This window comes from Streptococcus sp. 27098_8_148, assembly GCF_041432105.1.
In the GTDB taxonomy this organism is placed as follows: domain Bacteria; phylum Bacillota; class Bacilli; order Lactobacillales; family Streptococcaceae; genus Streptococcus; species Streptococcus parasanguinis_AE.
Genome location: NZ_JAPVYY010000006.1, coordinates 56,978 through 74,971, shown reverse-complemented (window position 1 = coordinate 74,971; position 17,994 = coordinate 56,978). Strand labels below are relative to the sequence as shown.

Annotated in this window: 18 protein-coding genes; 17 read left to right on the top strand and 1 reads right to left on the bottom strand. The window is 42.4% G+C overall.

Annotated elements, in window-relative coordinates; translation table 11 throughout:
* Nucleotides 1-355 precede the first annotated feature (355 nt).
* From adhE to O3646_RS06600, 14 genes are all read left to right on the top strand, one after another.
* Nucleotides 356-3,007, top strand: coding sequence for a bifunctional acetaldehyde-CoA/alcohol dehydrogenase (adhE, locus tag O3646_RS06665; RefSeq protein ID WP_371610700.1), 2,652 nt, complete (start codon nt 356-358; stop codon nt 3,005-3,007).
* 309 nt (nt 3,008-3,316) lie between these two features.
* Nucleotides 3,317-3,868 (top strand): hypothetical protein, encoded by a 552-nt coding sequence (locus O3646_RS06660; RefSeq protein WP_195327300.1) that lies wholly within the window; start codon nt 3,317-3,319, stop codon nt 3,866-3,868.
* Between the two features lie 9 nt (nt 3,869-3,877).
* Nucleotides 3,878-4,183, top strand: coding sequence for a hypothetical protein (locus O3646_RS06655; protein WP_023920072.1), 306 nt, complete (start codon nt 3,878-3,880; stop codon nt 4,181-4,183).
* A complete protein-coding gene (locus O3646_RS06650; RefSeq protein WP_003009394.1) occupies nt 4,183-4,506 on the top strand; it encodes a hypothetical protein in 324 nt (107 codons plus the stop codon). The genes O3646_RS06655 and O3646_RS06650 overlap by 1 nt, the downstream gene beginning before the upstream one ends.
* A gap of 163 nt (nt 4,507-4,669) precedes the next feature.
* Nucleotides 4,670-5,722, top strand: a complete 1,053-nt coding sequence (locus O3646_RS06645) for a zinc-dependent alcohol dehydrogenase family protein (RefSeq protein ID WP_272108632.1) — start codon at nt 4,670-4,672, stop codon at nt 5,720-5,722.
* Between the two features lie 158 nt (nt 5,723-5,880).
* A complete protein-coding gene (locus O3646_RS06640) occupies nt 5,881-6,267 on the top strand; it encodes an ABC transporter permease (protein ID WP_154859253.1) in 387 nt (128 codons plus the stop codon).
* 170 nt (nt 6,268-6,437) lie between these two features.
* Nucleotides 6,438-7,136 carry an N-acetylmannosamine-6-phosphate 2-epimerase gene (locus tag O3646_RS06635; protein WP_009731987.1) on the top strand — a complete coding sequence of 233 codons (699 nt, stop codon included), beginning with the start codon at nt 6,438-6,440 and terminating at the stop codon, nt 7,134-7,136.
* A 162-nt stretch (nt 7,137-7,298) separates the two neighbouring features.
* Nucleotides 7,299-7,751, top strand: a complete 453-nt coding sequence (locus O3646_RS06630) for a YhcH/YjgK/YiaL family protein (RefSeq protein ID WP_023920078.1) — start codon at nt 7,299-7,301, stop codon at nt 7,749-7,751.
* Nucleotides 7,752-7,864: 113 nt separating this feature from the next.
* Nucleotides 7,865-9,214 carry an ABC transporter substrate-binding protein gene (locus O3646_RS06625; RefSeq protein WP_023920080.1) on the top strand — a complete coding sequence of 450 codons (1,350 nt, stop codon included), beginning with the start codon at nt 7,865-7,867 and terminating at the stop codon, nt 9,212-9,214.
* Between the two features lie 53 nt (nt 9,215-9,267).
* A complete protein-coding gene (locus O3646_RS06620) occupies nt 9,268-10,152 on the top strand; it encodes a carbohydrate ABC transporter permease (RefSeq protein WP_023920083.1) in 885 nt (294 codons plus the stop codon).
* On the top strand, nt 10,152-10,985 hold the full coding sequence (locus O3646_RS06615) for a carbohydrate ABC transporter permease (protein ID WP_045760232.1): 834 nt from the start codon (nt 10,152-10,154) through the stop codon (nt 10,983-10,985). The genes O3646_RS06620 and O3646_RS06615 overlap by 1 nt, the downstream gene beginning before the upstream one ends.
* Nucleotides 10,986-11,010: 25 nt before the next feature.
* Complete coding sequence (locus O3646_RS06610) at nt 11,011-12,117, top strand: Gfo/Idh/MocA family protein (RefSeq protein WP_045760115.1); 1,107 nt, start codon at nt 11,011-11,013, stop codon at nt 12,115-12,117.
* A 31-nt stretch (nt 12,118-12,148) separates the two neighbouring features.
* A complete protein-coding gene (locus O3646_RS06605; protein WP_037608222.1) occupies nt 12,149-13,066 on the top strand; it encodes a dihydrodipicolinate synthase family protein in 918 nt (305 codons plus the stop codon).
* A 15-nt stretch (nt 13,067-13,081) separates the two neighbouring features.
* On the top strand, nt 13,082-13,969 hold the full coding sequence (locus tag O3646_RS06600) for an ROK family protein (RefSeq protein WP_201088028.1): 888 nt from the start codon (nt 13,082-13,084) through the stop codon (nt 13,967-13,969).
* 97 nt (nt 13,970-14,066) lie between these two features.
* On the opposite strand, the gene O3646_RS06595 is transcribed toward O3646_RS06600, so the two are convergent.
* Nucleotides 14,067-14,906 (bottom strand): MurR/RpiR family transcriptional regulator, encoded by an 840-nt coding sequence (locus O3646_RS06595; RefSeq protein ID WP_201088027.1) that lies wholly within the window; start codon nt 14,904-14,906, stop codon nt 14,067-14,069.
* Nucleotides 14,907-15,199: 293 nt separating this feature from the next.
* On the opposite strand from O3646_RS06595, the gene O3646_RS06590 reads away from it, so the two are divergent.
* Genes O3646_RS06590 through O3646_RS06580 form a run of 3 tightly spaced genes read left to right on the top strand, consistent with a single transcriptional unit; the run spans nt 15,200 to nt 17,984 of the window.
* On the top strand, nt 15,200-15,523 hold the full coding sequence (locus O3646_RS06590) for a hypothetical protein (RefSeq protein WP_024055125.1): 324 nt from the start codon (nt 15,200-15,202) through the stop codon (nt 15,521-15,523).
* Nucleotides 15,513-17,474, top strand: a complete 1,962-nt coding sequence (locus O3646_RS06585) for a V-type ATP synthase subunit I (protein ID WP_371610699.1) — start codon at nt 15,513-15,515, stop codon at nt 17,472-17,474. Before O3646_RS06590 ends, O3646_RS06585 begins: the two co-directional genes overlap by 11 nt.
* A gap of 30 nt (nt 17,475-17,504) precedes the next feature.
* Nucleotides 17,505-17,984 carry a V-type ATP synthase subunit K gene (locus tag O3646_RS06580; protein ID WP_003009435.1) on the top strand — a complete coding sequence of 160 codons (480 nt, stop codon included), beginning with the start codon at nt 17,505-17,507 and terminating at the stop codon, nt 17,982-17,984.
* Nucleotides 17,985-17,994: the final 10 nt, after the last annotated feature.

Sequence of the window (17,994 nt, the reverse complement as noted above, 5' to 3'; positions counted from 1 at the left end):
CAAAAAGCAACTTTTTACTTGTAAAAAGCTGCTTTTTTTAGTAAGATTAAGAAAACGCTTACAAAAATCAATTGAAAATATCACTTTGTGAAGAAAAAAATTTTTTAATTATTTCTTCACAATTTTGCTAAAGAATTGCTTTCACAGCAATACGATTGATAAAGTTTTCACAAACTTCGAAAAATTCTTTGTGAAAGTTGCTTGGAAGTGTTTACAAAAATCTCAAAATAGAGTACAATTATATTGTGAAATAATTAACAAATCGAAATTTCTTACACTATTCTTGAAAATTTCCGAAAACATGAAAAAGTTCTAGAAAAGGATAAGGGTTTCAAATATTGGAGGAAAGCATCAAATGGCTGATAAAAAAACTCTCTCACCTGAAGAAAAGAAACTCGCTGCTGAAAAACACGTAGACGAGTTGGTGCAAAAAGCGCTGGTGGCGCTTGAAGAGATGCGCAAATTGAATCAGGAGCAAGTGGACTACATTGTGGCGAAAGCATCTGTAGCGGCTCTTGACGCTCACGGTGAGCTCGCTCTTCATGCCTATGAAGAAACTGGTCGTGGAGTCTTTGAAGACAAGGCGACTAAGAACTTGTTCGCTTGTGAACACGTAGTAAATAACATGCGTCACACGAAAACAGTTGGTGTCATTTCAGAAGATGACGTCACTGGTTTGACCCTTATTGCTGAGCCAGTCGGAGTTGTCTGCGGGATCACACCTACAACCAACCCAACTTCAACAGCAATCTTTAAAGCCTTGATTTCATTGAAAACACGGAACCCTATCGTCTTTGCCTTCCACCCATCTGCTCAAGAATCATCTGCTCATGCGGCACAAATCGTACGCGATGCGGCAATTGCAGCTGGAGCACCTGAGAACTGTGTGCAATGGATTACCCAACCTTCTATGGAAGCAACTAGTGCCCTTATGAACCATGAAGGAGTTGCGACCATCCTTGCGACCGGTGGTAACGCCATGGTAAAAGCCGCTTATTCTTGTGGAAAACCAGCTCTTGGGGTAGGTGCCGGAAACGTTCCTGCTTACGTTGAAAAATCAGCCAATATCCGCCAAGCAGCACACGATATCGTCATGTCTAAATCATTTGACAATGGTATGGTCTGTGCGTCTGAACAAGCGGTTATCATCGATAAAGAAATCTACGATGAGTTTGTTGAAGAATTCAAATCTTACCATACTTACTTTGTCAACAAAAAAGAAAAAGCCCTTCTTGAAGAGTTCTGCTTCGGCGTAAAAGCTAACAGCAAAAACTGTGCGGGTGCGAAGTTGAATGCGGACATCGTTGGGAAACCAGCAGCATGGATCGCTGAACAAGCTGGCTTCTCAGTCCCAGAAGGAACCAATATCCTTGCTGCAGAATGTAAAGAAGTTGGTGAAAAAGAACCGTTGACTCGTGAAAAATTGTCACCAGTTATCGCTGTTTTGAAATCTGAAAGCCGTGAAGACGGAATTAACAAAGCTCGCCAAATGGTTGAATTCAACGGTCTTGGCCACTCAGCAGCCATCCATACTGCTGATGAAGAATTGACCAAAGAATTTGGTAAAGCAGTTAAAGCCATTCGTGTGATCTGCAACTCTCCTTCGACTTTCGGTGGTATCGGGGATGTTTACAATGCCTTCTTGCCATCATTGACACTTGGATGTGGTTCTTACGGACGCAACTCTGTTGGGGACAACGTTAGTGCCATCAACCTCTTGAATATTAAAAAAGTCGGACGCCGGAGAAATAACATGCAATGGATGAAACTTCCTTCAAAAACATACTTTGAACGTGATTCAATTGAATACTTACAAAAATGTCGTGACGTTGAACGTGTCATGATCGTTACAGACCACGCTATGGTAGAGCTTGGTTTCCTTGATCGTATCATCGAACAGCTTGACCTTCGTCGCAACAAGGTGGTTTACCAAATCTTTGCAGACGTAGAACCAGATCCAGATATCACAACTGTTGAACGTGGTACAGAGATCATGCGTGCCTTCAAACCAGATACGATCATTGCTCTCGGTGGTGGGTCACCAATGGATGCGGCCAAAGTTATGTGGCTCTTCTACGAACAACCAGAAGTGGACTTCCGTGACTTGGTTCAAAAATTCATGGATATCCGTAAACGTGCCTTCAAGTTCCCATTGCTTGGTAAGAAGACTAAATTCATCGCCATCCCAACAACATCTGGTACAGGATCTGAAGTAACTCCATTTGCCGTTATTTCTGATAAAGCAAACAACCGTAAATACCCAATCGCAGACTACTCATTGACTCCAACAGTAGCCATCGTAGACCCTGCCTTGGTATTGACAGTTCCTGGATCTGTTGCAGCAGACACTGGTATGGACGTCTTGACGCACGCGACAGAAGCTTACGTATCACAAATGGCTAGCGACTTCACAGATGGTCTTGCCCTTCAAGCTATTAAACTTGTCTTTGAAAACTTGGAAAGCTCAGTGAAGAATGCGGACTTCCATTCACGCGAAAAGATGCACAATGCGTCAACTATTGCAGGTATGGCCTTCGCCAATGCCTTCCTCGGTATTTCTCACTCAATGGCCCACAAGATCGGTGCGCAATTCCATACCATCCACGGACGGACCAATGCGATCTTGCTTCCGTACGTTATCCGCTACAACGGTACACGCCCAGCCAAGACAGCTACATGGCCTAAGTACAACTACTACCGTGCAGATGAAAAATACCAAGATATCGCTCGTATGTTAGGACTTCCATGCTCTACACCAGAAGAAGCCGTTGATGCTTACGCAAAAGCTGTGTACGAACTTGGTGAACGCTGTGGTATTGAAATGAACTTCAAAGCACAAGGGGTTGATGAAAAAGAATGGAAGAAACATTCTCGTGAATTGGCCTTCCTTGCTTACGAAGATCAATGTTCACCAGCTAACCCACGTCTTCCAATGGTAGACCATATGCAAGAAATCATCGAAGATGCTTACTATGGTTACAAGGAACGTCCAGGACGTCGTAAATAAGACGCCAACGAACAACTGATGTTTATCAGCTATCCCTCGTTCAAAAGAGCGGGGGATTTTTGATGGCCTTTTCAGGTTTCGATCGAAAAAAGGGAGCTGAGGGATTGCCTGTCTTTTTTTGCTTTTCAGACCTCCGAACCGTTTTTCATAAAAATTAGACTTTTTTTCAGAAATTGTGTTATTTTTATAGCATTCCGGGCTAATTTATGATACCCTATAGTGTGTGAATCTGCTTGTAGCTGAAGGGTTAGGATCCTTTTTCAGTTATAGGAAACGAAAAAACAAATCCAAGAAAGGAGGCCATCTCAAATGGAGTTAGAAGGTGAAGTGCAAGATCAGGCCCAGAAAATTATTGAAATGCCCCAACGAGATCGGGCAACGTCCGCTTCAGAAAATCAGCCATCATCTGCTTCGGTGGTCTCCATGTATGGGCAGGAAAGGCCCAGCATTCCGAGTCTCCATCAGCAATTGGCAGGAGCATCTGGTACCCAGACCATTCAATTACGAGAGGAATTGGTACTGGCAGTAGCGCAAAATGCTTCAGCGCAAGCGACGGTCTTTGAGGCCGAGCTCAAAGATCAGCTAGAAGTGGCCAAGGAGACGGTTTCCCATAAGGTTGCTGAGGTGTCTCAAATGGCCCACAGCATGGCTCAATTTTTAACAGATGCAGAAGTGGAGCAATTATTAGGAGAGTTCTCCATGGATACTTGCTGGGACCAAGCGGTCGAGGCGGAAAACCTGGCCCAAGCAAAGGTCTACTCGACACGTCTGTCAGATTTGGCAGGCCAACTGGAAGCTGCATCAGCCCAATTGGTGAACTTGGATAAGGGACAAGCAGTGGCCTTTGATTTTCATAAGTAGGAGAAAAAGATGTTAGAGATCCTGGGAGAGGATAGAGAACGAATTGAGGAGCTCCATCGAGAGATTAAAAAGGAGCAAGAGCGGATTGCAATTCGGAGTTTGATTGCAACGCAAAAAGCCTTGATGATGTTGGAAGGGATGAGTTTGCAGGTGACTTTGAGCGGTCAATCCGAAAAAATGCGCTCTTTTGCTACAACAACTCTAGTTAATGATTTGAAAGATGGATTTACAGGAGGAGCAGCGGACGCGGCAGAAGCAGCACTGAAATCAGTGAAAAAGCCGATTTTATTGAGTCCGATTAAAGGAGGTATGTGATGTACCATTCAGGAAATAGTGAATTAGAACAACTAGAAGATCGACATTACCGCTTCAACCAGAAACTTAGCGAGTTGGAGTGGGATTATGCGGATATGCGTATGGATGTCCGCCAACATACAGAAAATTTAGTAGACTGGCTGAGTGCCCTGCATTTTCAAGCCCCAAGTGCGGAGGCTCAAAGTGGCTTGGAGCGTTTATTTGCCTTGCAAGAAGAGTTTGAGGCAGAACTAAAGCGCTATGAAGAGCGTTTAGAAGAAGAACGTGAGCGCGAGCAGCAAGAGTACTATAAGCAGCGCCAACAATTAGAACAAGGTGATTGAAACATTCCTCTGGTAGAGATAAGAGGAATGTTTTTGTTTGCTCAAAAAACTTTTAAAAATGTGCTCATAAAATCTTGTAAGCGTTTACTTAATATGTTATAATATTCACAAAGAAACGAAAATAAAATGGTTTTATCAAACCAACAAAGAAAAGGAGTCGCTTATGAAAGCTGCAACTTATGTATCTGCAGGCAATCTGCAACTGCTGGATCAACCAAAACCAGTGATCAAAAATCCAACGGATGCCATTGTGCGTGTCTTGAAGACAACCATCTGTGGGACAGACCTTCACATCCTAGGAGGAGATGTGCCAGCTTGTAAAGAAGGCACGATTTTAGGCCACGAAGGAATCGGGATCGTCGAAGAAGTCGGCGATGCAGTGAATAACTTCAAGGTAGGCGACAAGGTCATCATCTCTTGTGTCACAGCTTGTAATACCTGCTACTACTGTAAACGTAATTTGCCTTCTCACTGTGAAGATGGTGGTTGGATTTTGGGTCACTTGATCAACGGAACCCAAGCAGAGTATGTCCACATTCCACATGCGGATGGTAGTCTTTATCATGCGCCTGAAACTGTGGATGACGAAGCCTTGGTCATGCTCTCAGATATTCTCCCAACCTCTTATGAAATCGGGGTCCTCCCATCTCATGTAAAACCTGGGGACAATGTCTGTATCGTTGGAGCTGGTCCGATCGGTCTTGCAGCTCTCTTGACTGTGCAGTTCTTCTCACCAGCTACGATTATCATGGTGGACTTGTCTGAATCTCGTCTTGAAGCGGCTAAGAAATTTGGAGCAACTCACACCATCTGCTCCAGCGATATCGCTGAAATCAAGGCCTTTATCAATGAAGTGACCGAAGGTCGTGGTGTCGATATCTCCATGGAATGTGTGGGCTATCCTGCTACCTTTGATGTCTGCCAAAACGTCATCTCTGTCGGCGGTCACATCGCCAATGTCGGTGTTCACGGAAAACCAGTTAGCTTCAATTTGGACGAATTGTGGATCAAGAACATTACCCTCAACACCGGTCTCGTCAATGCCAACACCACTGAAATGTTGCTCAATGTCCTAAAATCTGGTAAGATCGATGCAACCAAGCTCATTACCCACCACTTCAAACTCTCAGAAGTCGAAAAGGCCTATGATGTCTTTAAACATGCGGGTGAAAACAATGCACTCAAGGTTATTATCGAAAATGACATCAGTGAATGATGTGCTCATTACTCTTTGTTCATAGTTTTTTTAGTAGGGCCAGAGATATTCTGGTCCTATTTTCAGTTCCAGCTAACCGATTTCTCCTTGCAAAAAAATTTCTTTGTCTTATAATATAAGTGTAGAAAACGATTATATGGATAGAAAGGTGTGATCTTATGAAGGGCTTTCGTTACCATCGTGAATTCTGGTTGGACTTTCATTTCTGGATCTTGGTCTTGCTTTTAGCGGCTGTAGCTTTGACGATGCGGGCTCCGCTTTCGGTAGTTAGCCTCGCTTATCTTGCTTTTGTTGGGATTTTGATTCTGTTGCAGGTCTTTCAACCGCCTGTATCGACACGGAAGTACACGGAAGGTAGCTACCATTTCAATTGGACCTTCTATCGGGATATCAGACTCTATATCGATCTCTTTTTATTAGCAGGTCTCTTGGCAGGCCCAATTGCGTCATCAGATATGGCCTATTGGATCTTGCTTGGAGCTGTCGTTGGCTCTATCGGCTTTGTATTTGTTGTAAAGGAAAAAGCGACTCAAAAGATGGCTTAGGGAATCACCATGTCCTAGATCTCTGAAACTAGTTTCAGAGATCTTTTTATTTTTCCCTAAAATGTGAAACTATAATCCAATTGCACGATTAATATTGTAAGCGCTTTAAAAATAGATTATAATCAATTTACAAGTACTCGAGTTGCCTTATTATCAAAGGAGAAGGAGTTATGTCAAAGATTACAAAAGATGAACTGATTGAACAAATCAAAGACGGCATCATTGTTTCTTGTCAAGCTCTCCCTCATGAACCGCTCTATACAGAAGCAGGAGGAGTCATTCCTCTCTTGGTCAAAGCGGCTGAACAGGGTGGAGCTGTCGGAATCCGAGCCAATAGTGTCCGGGATATCAAGGAAATCAAGGAAGTGACCAAGTTACCAATTATTGGGATTATCAAACGTGATTACCCACCTGAAGAACCATTTATCACGGCTACTATGAAAGAAGTCGATGAGCTGGCAGCTTTGGATATCGCAGTCATTGCTCTTGATTGTACCAAACGTCCCCGTCATGATGGTCTTTCGATTAGTGATTTTATCCATCAAGTCAAAGAGAAATATCCAGACCAACTCTTGATGGCTGATACCTCTACTCTGGAAGAAGGATTGACAGCAGTCGAAGCGGGAGTAGACTTTGTCGGAACGACCCTTTCGGGCTATACGGACTACAGTCCGAAGGTTGATGGGCCAGATTTTGAACTGATCCATAGCCTCTGTCAAGCAGGAGTGGATGTCATCGCAGAAGGCAAGATCCACTATCCTGATCAGGCCAAGAAAATCCATGATCTTGGGGTTCGTGGGATCGTTGTAGGCGGCGCCATTACCCGACCAAAAGAGATCACCGAGCGCTTTGTCGCAGCCTTAAAATGAGAAAACAAAACAGTAGATTGAAGGAGGAGGAGACCCAATAGAGAGTAGTCGAATTCATTTAATGAGAATGTTTCAGTGAAGGGATAACGATGTAGATTTCAAGAAGGAAGTCATATTTGCTTAACTTTCTGTAACATAAATCTAGTGTTAAAGGAGAAATAGATGATATTTGATGATTTAACAAACATAAAATTGTACAAAGGGATTCATCCTAATCTGGATCAAGCGATTGATTTTCTCTATGAACACCGGAAAGATTCTTTTGAGCTAGGGAGATATGATATCGACGGTGACAAGGTCTTTCTCGTTGTTCAAGAAAACACCCTTAACAAAGATGAAAATAATCGCTTTGAACATCATCGCCGTTATGCCGACCTTCATTTATTAGTTGAAGGGCATGAATTCTCTAGCTACGGTTCCCGTATCCTAGATGAAGCTATTCCATTTGATGAAGCAAGTGATATTGGCTTTGTTCATTGTGAGAAATTCTATCCACTTCATTTGGGCTATCATAATTTTGCAGTCTTCTTCCCTGGTGAACCTCACCAACCAAATGGTTATTCAGGTCAGGAAGAAACAGTCAGAAAATATTTATTCAAAATTGCGATTGATTAGATGTCTTAAATAGAAAATGGAGGAGATAGGCAATATAGTTAGTTTTTTCGGAGAAGTTAAGTCTTCAAAGCGCTGATTACATATTTTGTATTTAAAACAGAAAGAGGAAAACAATGAAAAATAGTAAGAAAATTCTTTTCGCTTTGGTTCTCGCGTTATTCGCATTGTTTGTCACTGCATGTTCATCTTCAAAAAATGATGCAGAAGGAAGTAATAAAACTGGAGAATTATCTGGTGAAATTGTAATGTGGCACTCATTTACTCAGGGGCCTCGGTTAGAAAGTATTCAAAAATCAGCTGATGAGTTCATGAAGAAGCATCCAAAAGTTAAAATCAAGATTGAGACATTTTCATGGAATGACTTCTATACAAAATGGACGACTGGATTAGCAAATGGCAATGTTCCAGATATTAGTACAGCTTTGCCAAACCAAGTTATGGAAATGGTAAATTCAGATGCCTTAGTTCCATTGAATGATACCGTTAAGAAAATCGGAGAAGATAAATTTAATAAAACAGCATTAGATGAAGCGAAGGTTGATGGCAATTTTTATTCTGTTCCTTTGTATTCACATGCTCAAGTCATGTGGGTTCGCACTGATTTATTGAAACAATATAATATTGAAGTTCCAAAAACATGGGACCAGTTGTATGAAGCTTCAAAAAAATTAAAAGAAAATGGAGTTTATGGATTGTCTGTTCCTTTTGGGACAAATGACCTGATGGGTACACGCTTCTTAAATTTCTACGTACGAAGCGGTGGCGGAAGTCTGTTGACAAAAGATTTGAAAGCTAACTTGACAAGCAAGCTGGCCCAAGATGGAATTAAATATTGGGTGAAGATGTACAAGGAATTTTCTCCTAAAGATTCATTGAACTTTAATGTCTTGCAGCAAGCTACTTTGTTCTATCAAGGAAAGACAGCCTTTGACTTTAACTCAGGTTTCCATGTAGGTGGTATTCAAGCAAATAGCCCTCAATTGATTGATGCAATTGACGCCTATCCGATTCCAAAAGTAAAAGAATCAGATAAAGATTATGGTATTGAAACTTCTAATATTCCATTGGTAGTTTGGAAGAATTCCAAACATCCAGAAGTAGCGAAAGCATTCTTAGAATCTTTGTATGAAAAGAAAGATTATATTAGCTTCTTAGATTCAACTCCTGTTGGAATGTTGCCTGCCATCAAAGGAATTAGTGATGATCCAGCCTATAAAGATAATGACGTTCGCAAGAAATTCCAACATGCAGAAGAAGTTATTACAAAAGCAGCAGAAAAAGGTACAGCTATTGGATATGAAAATGGTCCAAGTGTTCAAGCTGGAATGTTAACAAACCAACATATCATTGAACAAATGTTCCAAGATATTATTACAAATGGTAAAGATCCAATGGAGGCTGCTAAGGATGCAGAAAAACAATTGAACGATTTATTCGAAACTGTAGCAGTTGATGTTAAATAATAATAGCAGAGGCTACAATAATGTAGCCTCTGTTTTTAGAGAGGAAAAAGCATATGGTCAAAAATAGAAATTTGACTCGATGGGTGTTTGTGTTACCTGCTATTATCATTGTTGGACTATTATTTGTTTACCCATTTTTCTCCAGCATTTATTTTAGCTTTACAAACAAACATTTGATCATGCCGCGGTATAAATTTGTAGGATTAGCAAATTATAAAGCAGTTTTATCGGATCCTAATTTCTACAATGCCTTCTTCAACTCCCTTAAATGGACAGTCTTTTCTCTTGTGGGACAAGTGCTTGTTGGTTTTGTATTAGCACTTGCATTGCATAGAGTTAGACGTTTTAAGAAGTTATATAGGACATTGTTGATTGTTCCTTGGGCGTTCCCAACTATTGTCATTGCCTTTTCTTGGCAATGGATCTTAAATGGAGTATATGGTTATCTACCTAACTTGATTGTGAAATTAGGACTGATGAATCACGTCCCTGGATTTTTGACAGAAAGTACGTGGGCTTTCATCTGTTTAGTGTTTATTAATATTTGGTTTGGTGCCCCTATGATCATGGTCAATGTTCTATCTGCCTTACAAACGGTTCCGGAGGAACAGTTTGAAGCGGCTAGGATTGATGGAGCCTCCAGTTGGCAAGTTTTTCGATTTGTAATTTTACCTCATATTAAAGTAGTAGTCGGATTACTTGTTGTACTTAGAACAGTATGGATCTTTAATAACTTTGATATTATCTATCTGATTACAGGTGGAGGCCCTTCAAACGCAACAACAACATTGCCAATATTTGCATATAATCTCGGATGGGGAACAAAACTCCTTGGGCGTGCCTCAGCGGTAACAGTCTTGCTATTTATTTTCTTATTGGCAGTATGTTTCATTTACTTTGGAGTAATTAGTAAATGGGAGAAGGAGGGTAGAAAATGATGAAGAGAAGAACAAATGTACTCCTTGATATTGGGTCACATGTTGTTTTAGTTATTTCAACTATTATCGCAATTTTTCCTTTAGTTTGGATCCTCCTATCTTCTGTGAAAGGAAAAGGAGAATTAACCCAATTTCCAACAAGATTTTGGCCTAAACAGTTTACTCTAGATTATTTTACGCATGTCATTAATGATCTACATTTTATAAATAATATAAAAAATAGCTTGTTAATCGCATTAACGACAACAGTTATCGCTATTATCATTTCTGCAATGGCTGCTTATGGTATTGTTCGATTCTTTCCAAAATTAGGGGCGATTATGTCCCGGTTGCTTGTAATTACCTATATCTTCCCTCCGATTTTATTGGCAATTCCTTATTCGATCGCCATTGCAAAAGTTGGATTGACCAATAGTTTAATTGGTTTAATGATTGTTTATCTTTCATTTAGTGTTCCTTATGCAGTGTGGTTGTTAGTAGGGTTCTTTCAAACAGTTCCAATTGGAATCGAGGAAGCAGCAAAAATAGATGGTGCGAATAAATTTGTCACCTTCTATAAAGTGGTATTACCAATTGTAGCACCAGGAATTGTTGCTACAGCGATCTATACCTTTATCAATGCCTGGAATGAATTTCTTTATGCATTGATCCTGATCAATGATACAAGTAAGATGACTGTTGCAGTGGCTTTGCGTTCATTAAATGGTTCGGAAATACTGGATTGGGGAGATATGATGGCGGCATCTGTAATTGTAGTATTGCCTTCAATTATCTTCTTCTCAATTATCCAAAATAAAATCGCAAGTGGTCTTTCTGAAGGATCCGTAAAATAGTAAAAATAGGAATAGGAGAAAAACAATGGTTGTAAATTATGGTGTTGTCGGCACAGGATACTTTGGTGCTGAATTAGCAAGATATATGAAAAAAAATGATGGTGCAGTAATTACAGTTGTGTATGATCCAGAAAATGCAGAAGCTGTAGCAGAAGAATTAGGAGCACGAGTGGCTTCGTCACTAGATGAATTGGTTCAAAGTGACGATGTGGATTGTGTGATCGTGGCTTCCCCTAATAATTTGCATAAAGAACCCGTGATTAAAGCTGCTCAGAATGGAAAAAATGTATTTTGTGAAAAACCGATTGCTTTATCATATGAAGATTGTAAAGAGATGGTAGAAACATGTAAAGAAAATGGTGTGATTTTCATGGCTGGTCACATTATGAATTTCTTTAATGGTGTCCATCATGCTAAAGAATTGATTAATCAAGGGGTTATTGGGGACGTTTTATACTGTCATACAGCGAGAAATGGCTGGGAAGAACAACAACCATCCATTTCATGGAAAAAAATTCGTGAAAAATCAGGGGGCCATCTTTACCACCATATCCATGAGTTGGATTGCGTTCAATTTTTAATGGGAGGTATTCCTGAAACAGTTACGATGACAGGTGGAAATGTAGCTCACCAAGGAGAAAACTTTGGTGATGAAGATGACATGATTTTTGTCAATATGGAATTCCCTGGCAAGCGATTTGCCTTGCTTGAATGGGGTTCTGCCTATCGTTGGGGAGAACACTATGTCTTGATTCAGGGAACGAAGGGTGCTATAAAATTAGACCTATTTAATTGTAAAGGTACTCTGAAAGTAGATGGAAAAGAATCATATTTCTTAATTCATGAATCTCAGGAAGAAGATGATGACCGTACAAGAATTTATCATAGCACGGAGATGGATGGTGCTATTGCCTATGGTAAACCAGGGAAACGAACTCCATTGTGGCTATCTTCTGTTATTGATAAAGAAATGAAATACCTTCATGACATAATGAATGGTGCTCCTGTATCAAAAGAATTTGAAAAACTATTAACCGGAGAAGCGGCGTTAGAAGCGATTGCGTCTGCTGATGCTTGTACTCGTTCCATTAATGAGGACCGAAAAGTTAAATTATCAGAGATCATGGGTTAATAATATTACTGATACGACAAAAGGAGAAAAAATGTCAGATTTAAAAAAATATGAAGGAGTCATCCCCGCTTTTTACGCCTGCTATGATGACCAAGGAGAAATTAGCCCGGAGCGGGTACGTGCGCTGGTAGAATATTTTATCGCGAAAGGTGTGCAGGGCTTGTATGTCAACGGATCCTCTGGCGAATGTATTTACCAGAGCGTGGCCGATCGCAAGCTGATTCTAGAAGAAGTGATGGCAGTAGCTAAAGGAAAATTGACCATCATTGCTCACGTAGCCTGCAACAACACCAAGGATAGCGTGGAATTGGCACGACATGCAGAAGAACTAGGAGTGGATGCCATTGCGGCCATTCCGCCGATCTATTTCCGCTTGCCAGAATACAGTGTTGCCCACTACTGGAATGAAATCAGTGCAGCCGCACCCAATACAGACTTTGTCATCTACAATATCCCGCAATTGGCAGGGGTCGCTTTGACACCGAGTCTTTACAAGGAAATGTTGAAAAATCCACGGGTGATTGGGGTGAAAAATTCTTCGATGCCTGTTCAGGACATTCAAACCTTTGCTTCTTTAGGAGGCGACGACCACATTGTCTTTAACGGCCCAGATGAACAATTCTTAGGTGGCCGTCTCATGGGAGCACATGCAGGGATCGGTGGTACCTATGGTGCGATGCCAGAGCTCTTCTTGAAGCTCAATCAGCTGATTGCTGAGAAAGACTTAGAGACTGCGCGTGCCTTGCAGTTTGCTATCAATGACATTATCGGAGTCTTGACGTCTGCTCATGGCAATATGTATGCGGTCATCAAAGCGGTTTTGCGCATCAATGAAGGTTTGGACTTGGGATCTGTTCGCTCCCCTTTGACGCCAGTAGTAGAAGCGGATCAAGAAGTGATCCAACGTGCTGCTCAACTCATTCAGGACACAAAAGCCAGATTCCTTTGATCAAAGGAGGTCTAGATGAATCCATATGTTGTAATTGATATCGGAGGGACCAGTATCAAGTATGGTTTAGCCGATGCAAAAGGGCAACTCCAAGAGACCCATGAAATGCCAACGGAGGCTCAAAAAGGAGGACCTCACATTCTTAACACAACAAAGGAAATCGTAGCCCGTTATTTGAAGAAGCATCCCTTGGCAGGGGTGGCGATTTCTTCGGCCGGAATGGTAGATCCTGATAAGGGAGAAATCTTTTATGCCGGCCCACAAATTCCCAACTATGCAGGCACCCAATTCAAAAAGGAAATCGAAGAGACCTTTCAGATCCCTTGCGAGATTGAAAATGATGTTAACTGTGCCGGTCTCGCAGAGGTCACCACAGGCCATGCAAAAGGATCGAACAATGCTGTTTGTCTGACGATTGGGACAGGGATCGGCGGTTGCCTCTTGCTCGATGGTCAGGTCTTTCATGGCTTTAGCAATTCAGCCTGTGAGGTTGGCTATCTTCATTTGCCAGATGGTGCCTTTCAGGATCTAGCTTCAACGACGGCTTTGGTCGAGTATGTGGCAGAACATCACGGTGATCCTGTGGAACAGTGGAATGGCCGCCGGATCTTTAAGCAGGCAACAGAAGGAGATAAGATCTGTATGGCTGGAATTGATCGAATGGTGACCTACCTTGGCAAAGGACTGGCCAATATCGTTTATGTGGTCAATCCAGAGGTCATCGTTCTTGGAGGGGGGATTATGGCCCAGGAAGCCATCCTCAAGCCAAAAATCTATCAAGCCCTGTGTGCCGAACTGGTTCCTAGCCTAGCAGATAAGATCCGTTTGGAATTTGCCCACCATCAAAACGCTGCGGGTATGTTGGGGGCCTACTACCACTTTAGACAAAAACATGAAACATAAAACAAGTCGCGCTGGCGACTTGTTTTTGATTCATCAAAAAAAGCATGAAAGATGAAGAAAACCAGATCTTTCATGCTTTTTAAATAGGGAGACCATATTAAGATTTTCGAGAACGTTGACTAGAAAGTTTTTTGTTTTCCCAGTAGCTATTAAAGACAATTTCCTTTTGTTCTCGGCTTTTATTAAGGAAATGAGCATAGATCAAATCGACCACAATGAGAAGTGGTAAAATAGCAGAAATTCGATCGATATAGGTACTACTAGGAAGAGGTGCGGCCGGTAACACTTCTGTGAATCCTTGGTGGATGGCAGCCGGGTTAGCCGTCACAAGAACCGTTTTAGCCCCTTTTTCTTTGGCGTCCAGGAGACTGTCTGTAATGGAGTTGGTGCCTCCTGACAATGAGAAACCGATGACTAAACAAGAGGAATCGAGAATGCTGGTCGTCCAAGCAAAGCCATCTTGATCAGTCAGGGCTTCACAAACGACGCCCAGTCGCATAAAGCGCAATTTCATTTCTCGAGCGACTAAACCGGAACTACCGATCCCGAAGAAATAGACTCGGTCTACTTGACCGATTAGTTCAGCTACCCGATCTAATTGGGAATCTTTTACCAGACTTTCAGTGACGTTACTGATATGGTGGTAGCGTTGCAAGACGCTGAGAGTGAGTTCGTCATGCTCTTGCACCTGTTTTTGATTCTTTGTTTCCTCATTAAAATGATAGACAAACTCCCGATAGCCGGAAAAGCCACATTTTTGAGAGAAACGCGTTAAAGCTGCCTTTGAGACGTGGAGTAACTCCGTTACACGAGAAGAGGACAGGGAGTGCTGTCGTGCTTCCGACGATAAAAAATATTGGGCAATGTCGCGTTCCATATCTGTTAACTCAGCTTCATGGCTGGCGATAATGGCGCGTAAATCTTGATCTTGTTTCACAGCAATCCTCCTTTCTCACGAGATGAAATAACAGGATACTCCTATAATATATTACACATTATAACATGGGTAACCGCTTTATTCAAGTAAAAGAAATCAAGAAATACTGAAACTAGGAACAGGATATAAGAAAAGAAGAGAACGCTACCAATCTTGGCAGTAGGGGCTTGTTGGTTGTCCACAATTTTCTGAAAATTCCCGGTTGGGCCTGAACAAACGCTATGAATTGTGGTATAATTTAAGATAATTGTACTGTTGTTGGAAGAACAATAGTTGAATAAGGAGGTGTGACGATGTCGAATGCAACACTCGAGATGATGCAAGAGATCGAGCAAGCTGCTCAGGGCGTGATCGTAGGCTATGAAGCTCAAGTTGAACAAATCCGAACGGATTCGCGCGATCGACTTGCAACAGTGGCACAGCATTACGATGAGGAAACCAAGCAATTGGTCACAGAGGCAGAAAAAAACGCCCAGGAAAGACTCGTCCGTTTAACGAAAGATCTGGAAGAAACGGTTGCGCGCAATGATGCCAGGGTACAAGAGGCGATGACCGACAAGCGAGCTGGGTTAGTTGAAGCCATTGTAGAAAAGGTGGTAGCAAGCTATGGCCGTTAGTCAGATGAAAAAACTGTCTCTCATCTTGCCCAAAGATGACTTGGACAGTCTCCTACTAGCGCTACAGTCTGAGGCAAAAATCCAGATTTATGACCTAAGTGAACAGGAAGAGTGGCAGGCTGCCTTTGAGACAAATACCTTGTCTCAACCCTTGACAGAGGACAATCGTCAAGCCTTGGTAGAGCTACAAAAACGTCAAGAACAAGTTGAAAAAATGATTCAGACTCTGGAGCCTTACATGCCTGAGAAGAAGGCCCTGCAAGCTCTGAAGGAGGAACCTTTAAGTTTGTCTTTTGATGATCTGCAGGCCCATGGGATGATTCGAGACGAGGATCTTCTATTGACCAAGTTGAAACGCCAATTGCGCGTGTTAGACAAGGCTCGTCAGAAGATTGCGGATGCAAAGGGAGAGATAGAGCGCTTAGAAAAATGGCGACCGTTAGAGGTGACACCAGCTGCCCTCGCTACTTTTCACTATGTGCATGGCTTGATCGGGACGATTCCAAATAGCGATACAGACGCTGTTCGTTCTTCCTTAAAAGCTCATCCTGAGCTGGAGTTAGAAGAAGTCTTTACGTCTGAAACCGAACACGGCTATGTCATCTTGTATCGCTCGGGAGATCGTGTAGCTGTTCAGGAGCTTCTAGAAGATCATGGGTTCAAAGAATTGGACTATGAAGAAGAGCAGGTCCCGGCCGTCTACTTGGATCGCCTAGAAGGGGAAATCAAAGAGCAGGAAGCTGTCGTTGCAGCAACCCTGGCAGAGTTGCAAAACTCCCAGAAGGAGTTGGACCAGCTTAAGTACCAGATGGATTACTTGCTGAGTTCGGGAGCTCGGGAGGAAGCCAAGTCGCTTCTTGCCAGCACGCAAAGCTTGGTAGCCCTAGAGGGTTGGATTGAAACATCCCAAGTGGCCTCATTGCGAGATTTCTTGCAAGAAGGTTTTGGTTCTCGGGTCTTACTAGAGACGCGCGATGTGACGGAAAAAGATTGGGATGACGTTCCGATCCAGTTGCGAAATAATGCCTTGGTAGAGCCCTTTGAATTAGTCACAGAGATGTACGCCCTGCCTAAGTATTACGAGAAAGATCCGACACCAATCGTTTCTCTCTTCTACTTTGTTTTCTTTGGCATGATGGTCGCAGATATCGGTTATGGATTGTTGCTAACCTTGGCGACAGGTTTTGCCCTTAAAGCCTTCAAGCTCAAGCCTGCTACAGCCAAGAACCTTCGTTTCTTCAGTCTCCTCGGAATTTCAGTTGCCCTTTGGGGTGTGGTCTATGGCTCTTTCTTTGGATTTGAGATGCCTTTTGCCTTGATCAGTACGACCAGTAACGCCATGACCATCCTGATCCTCTCAGTGGTCTTTGGTTTTGTCACTGTCTTAGTGGGCCTCTTCCTAGGAGGAATGAAAAATGTTCGCCTCAAAGACTACACCGAAGCCTATAATGCTGGCTTTGCTTGGGTCTTGATCCTACTTGGTTTAATGCTTCTAGCAGTAGGCAATATCTTGCCAGGGATGAGCATTTTAGTTCCGATTGGCAAGTGGTTAGCTATTTTGAATGCCATTGGGATCTTGATTGTTTCCATTGTCAGTGCCAAGAAGCTGTCCGGTTTAGCTTCTGGTCTCTTTAACCTCTACAATGTTAGTGGCTATATCGGAGACTTGGTCAGCTTTACCCGTTTGATGGCCTTGGGCTTGTCTGGAGCGAGTATCGGTTCGGCCTTTAACCTTATTGTCAATCTATTCCCACCACTTGGACGGTTTACGGTAGGGCTTGTGCTCTTTATCGTCCTACATGCCATTAATATGTTCCTGTCCTTCTTGTCAGGATATGTGCATGGAGCCCGTCTGATCTTTGTGGAGTTCTTCGGTAAGTTCTACGAAGGAGGAGGCAAGCCATTTCGTCCTCTCAAACCTTCTGAACGCTATATTAAAACAAAAAAATAAGTATTATCTTTAATAAATAGGAGTATATTCATGGAATCTTTAGCATCATATTTTTCAGCCCATGGGGGCGCCTTCTTTGCAGCATTTGGTGTGGCGATCGCCGTTGCACTTAGTGGAATGGGATCTGCCCTTGGGGTTGGTAAAACGGGTCAAGCAGCAGCAGCACTCTTGAAAGAACAACCTGAAAAATTTGCCCAAGCTTTGATTTTGCAATTGTTGCCAGGTACACAAGGTTTGTACGGTTTCGTTATCGGGATCTTGATCTGGTTGCAAATTAAGCCAGATATGCCACTTGAAACAGGGGTTGCTTACTTCTTTACAGCTCTTCCAGTTGCGATCGTTGGTTATTTCTCAGCCAAACACCAAGGAAATGTAGCGACAGCAGGGATGCAAATCTTGGCCAAACGCCCTGAAGACATGATGAAAGGGGTTATCCTTGCGGCCATGGTTGAAACCTACGCCATCTTGGCCTTCGTTGTGTCCTTCCTATTGACCCTACGCGTCGGCTAAGAGCTAGCTT

Excerpts from the sequence above, each read along its gene's own strand:
- O3646_RS06630 (WP_023920078.1), top strand. The coding sequence starts at position 7,299 with ATGATATTTGATGATTTAACAAACATAAAATTGTACAAAGGGATTCAT.
- O3646_RS06605 (WP_037608222.1), top strand. The coding sequence starts at position 12,149 with ATGTCAGATTTAAAAAAATATGAAGGAGTCATCCCCGCTTTTTACGCC.
- O3646_RS06635 (WP_009731987.1), top strand. The coding sequence starts at position 6,438 with ATGTCAAAGATTACAAAAGATGAACTGATTGAACAAATCAAAGACGGC.
- O3646_RS06640 (WP_154859253.1), top strand. The coding sequence starts at position 5,881 with ATGAAGGGCTTTCGTTACCATCGTGAATTCTGGTTGGACTTTCATTTC.
- O3646_RS06610 (WP_045760115.1), top strand. The coding sequence starts at position 11,011 with ATGGTTGTAAATTATGGTGTTGTCGGCACAGGATACTTTGGTGCTGAA.
- O3646_RS06650 (WP_003009394.1), top strand. The coding sequence starts at position 4,183 with ATGTACCATTCAGGAAATAGTGAATTAGAACAACTAGAAGATCGACAT.
- O3646_RS06620 (WP_023920083.1), top strand. The coding sequence starts at position 9,268 with ATGGTCAAAAATAGAAATTTGACTCGATGGGTGTTTGTGTTACCTGCT.
- adhE (WP_371610700.1), top strand. The coding sequence starts at position 356 with ATGGCTGATAAAAAAACTCTCTCACCTGAAGAAAAGAAACTCGCTGCT.
- O3646_RS06625 (WP_023920080.1), top strand. The coding sequence starts at position 7,865 with ATGAAAAATAGTAAGAAAATTCTTTTCGCTTTGGTTCTCGCGTTATTC.
- O3646_RS06600 (WP_201088028.1), top strand. The coding sequence starts at position 13,082 with ATGAATCCATATGTTGTAATTGATATCGGAGGGACCAGTATCAAGTAT.
- O3646_RS06585 (WP_371610699.1), top strand. The coding sequence starts at position 15,513 with ATGGCCGTTAGTCAGATGAAAAAACTGTCTCTCATCTTGCCCAAAGAT.
- O3646_RS06660 (WP_195327300.1), top strand. The coding sequence starts at position 3,317 with ATGGAGTTAGAAGGTGAAGTGCAAGATCAGGCCCAGAAAATTATTGAA.
- O3646_RS06590 (WP_024055125.1), top strand. The coding sequence starts at position 15,200 with ATGTCGAATGCAACACTCGAGATGATGCAAGAGATCGAGCAAGCTGCT.
- O3646_RS06645 (WP_272108632.1), top strand. The coding sequence starts at position 4,670 with ATGAAAGCTGCAACTTATGTATCTGCAGGCAATCTGCAACTGCTGGAT.
- O3646_RS06655 (WP_023920072.1), top strand. The coding sequence starts at position 3,878 with ATGTTAGAGATCCTGGGAGAGGATAGAGAACGAATTGAGGAGCTCCAT.
- O3646_RS06580 (WP_003009435.1), top strand. The coding sequence starts at position 17,505 with ATGGAATCTTTAGCATCATATTTTTCAGCCCATGGGGGCGCCTTCTTT.
- O3646_RS06615 (WP_045760232.1), top strand. The coding sequence starts at position 10,152 with ATGAAGAGAAGAACAAATGTACTCCTTGATATTGGGTCACATGTTGTT.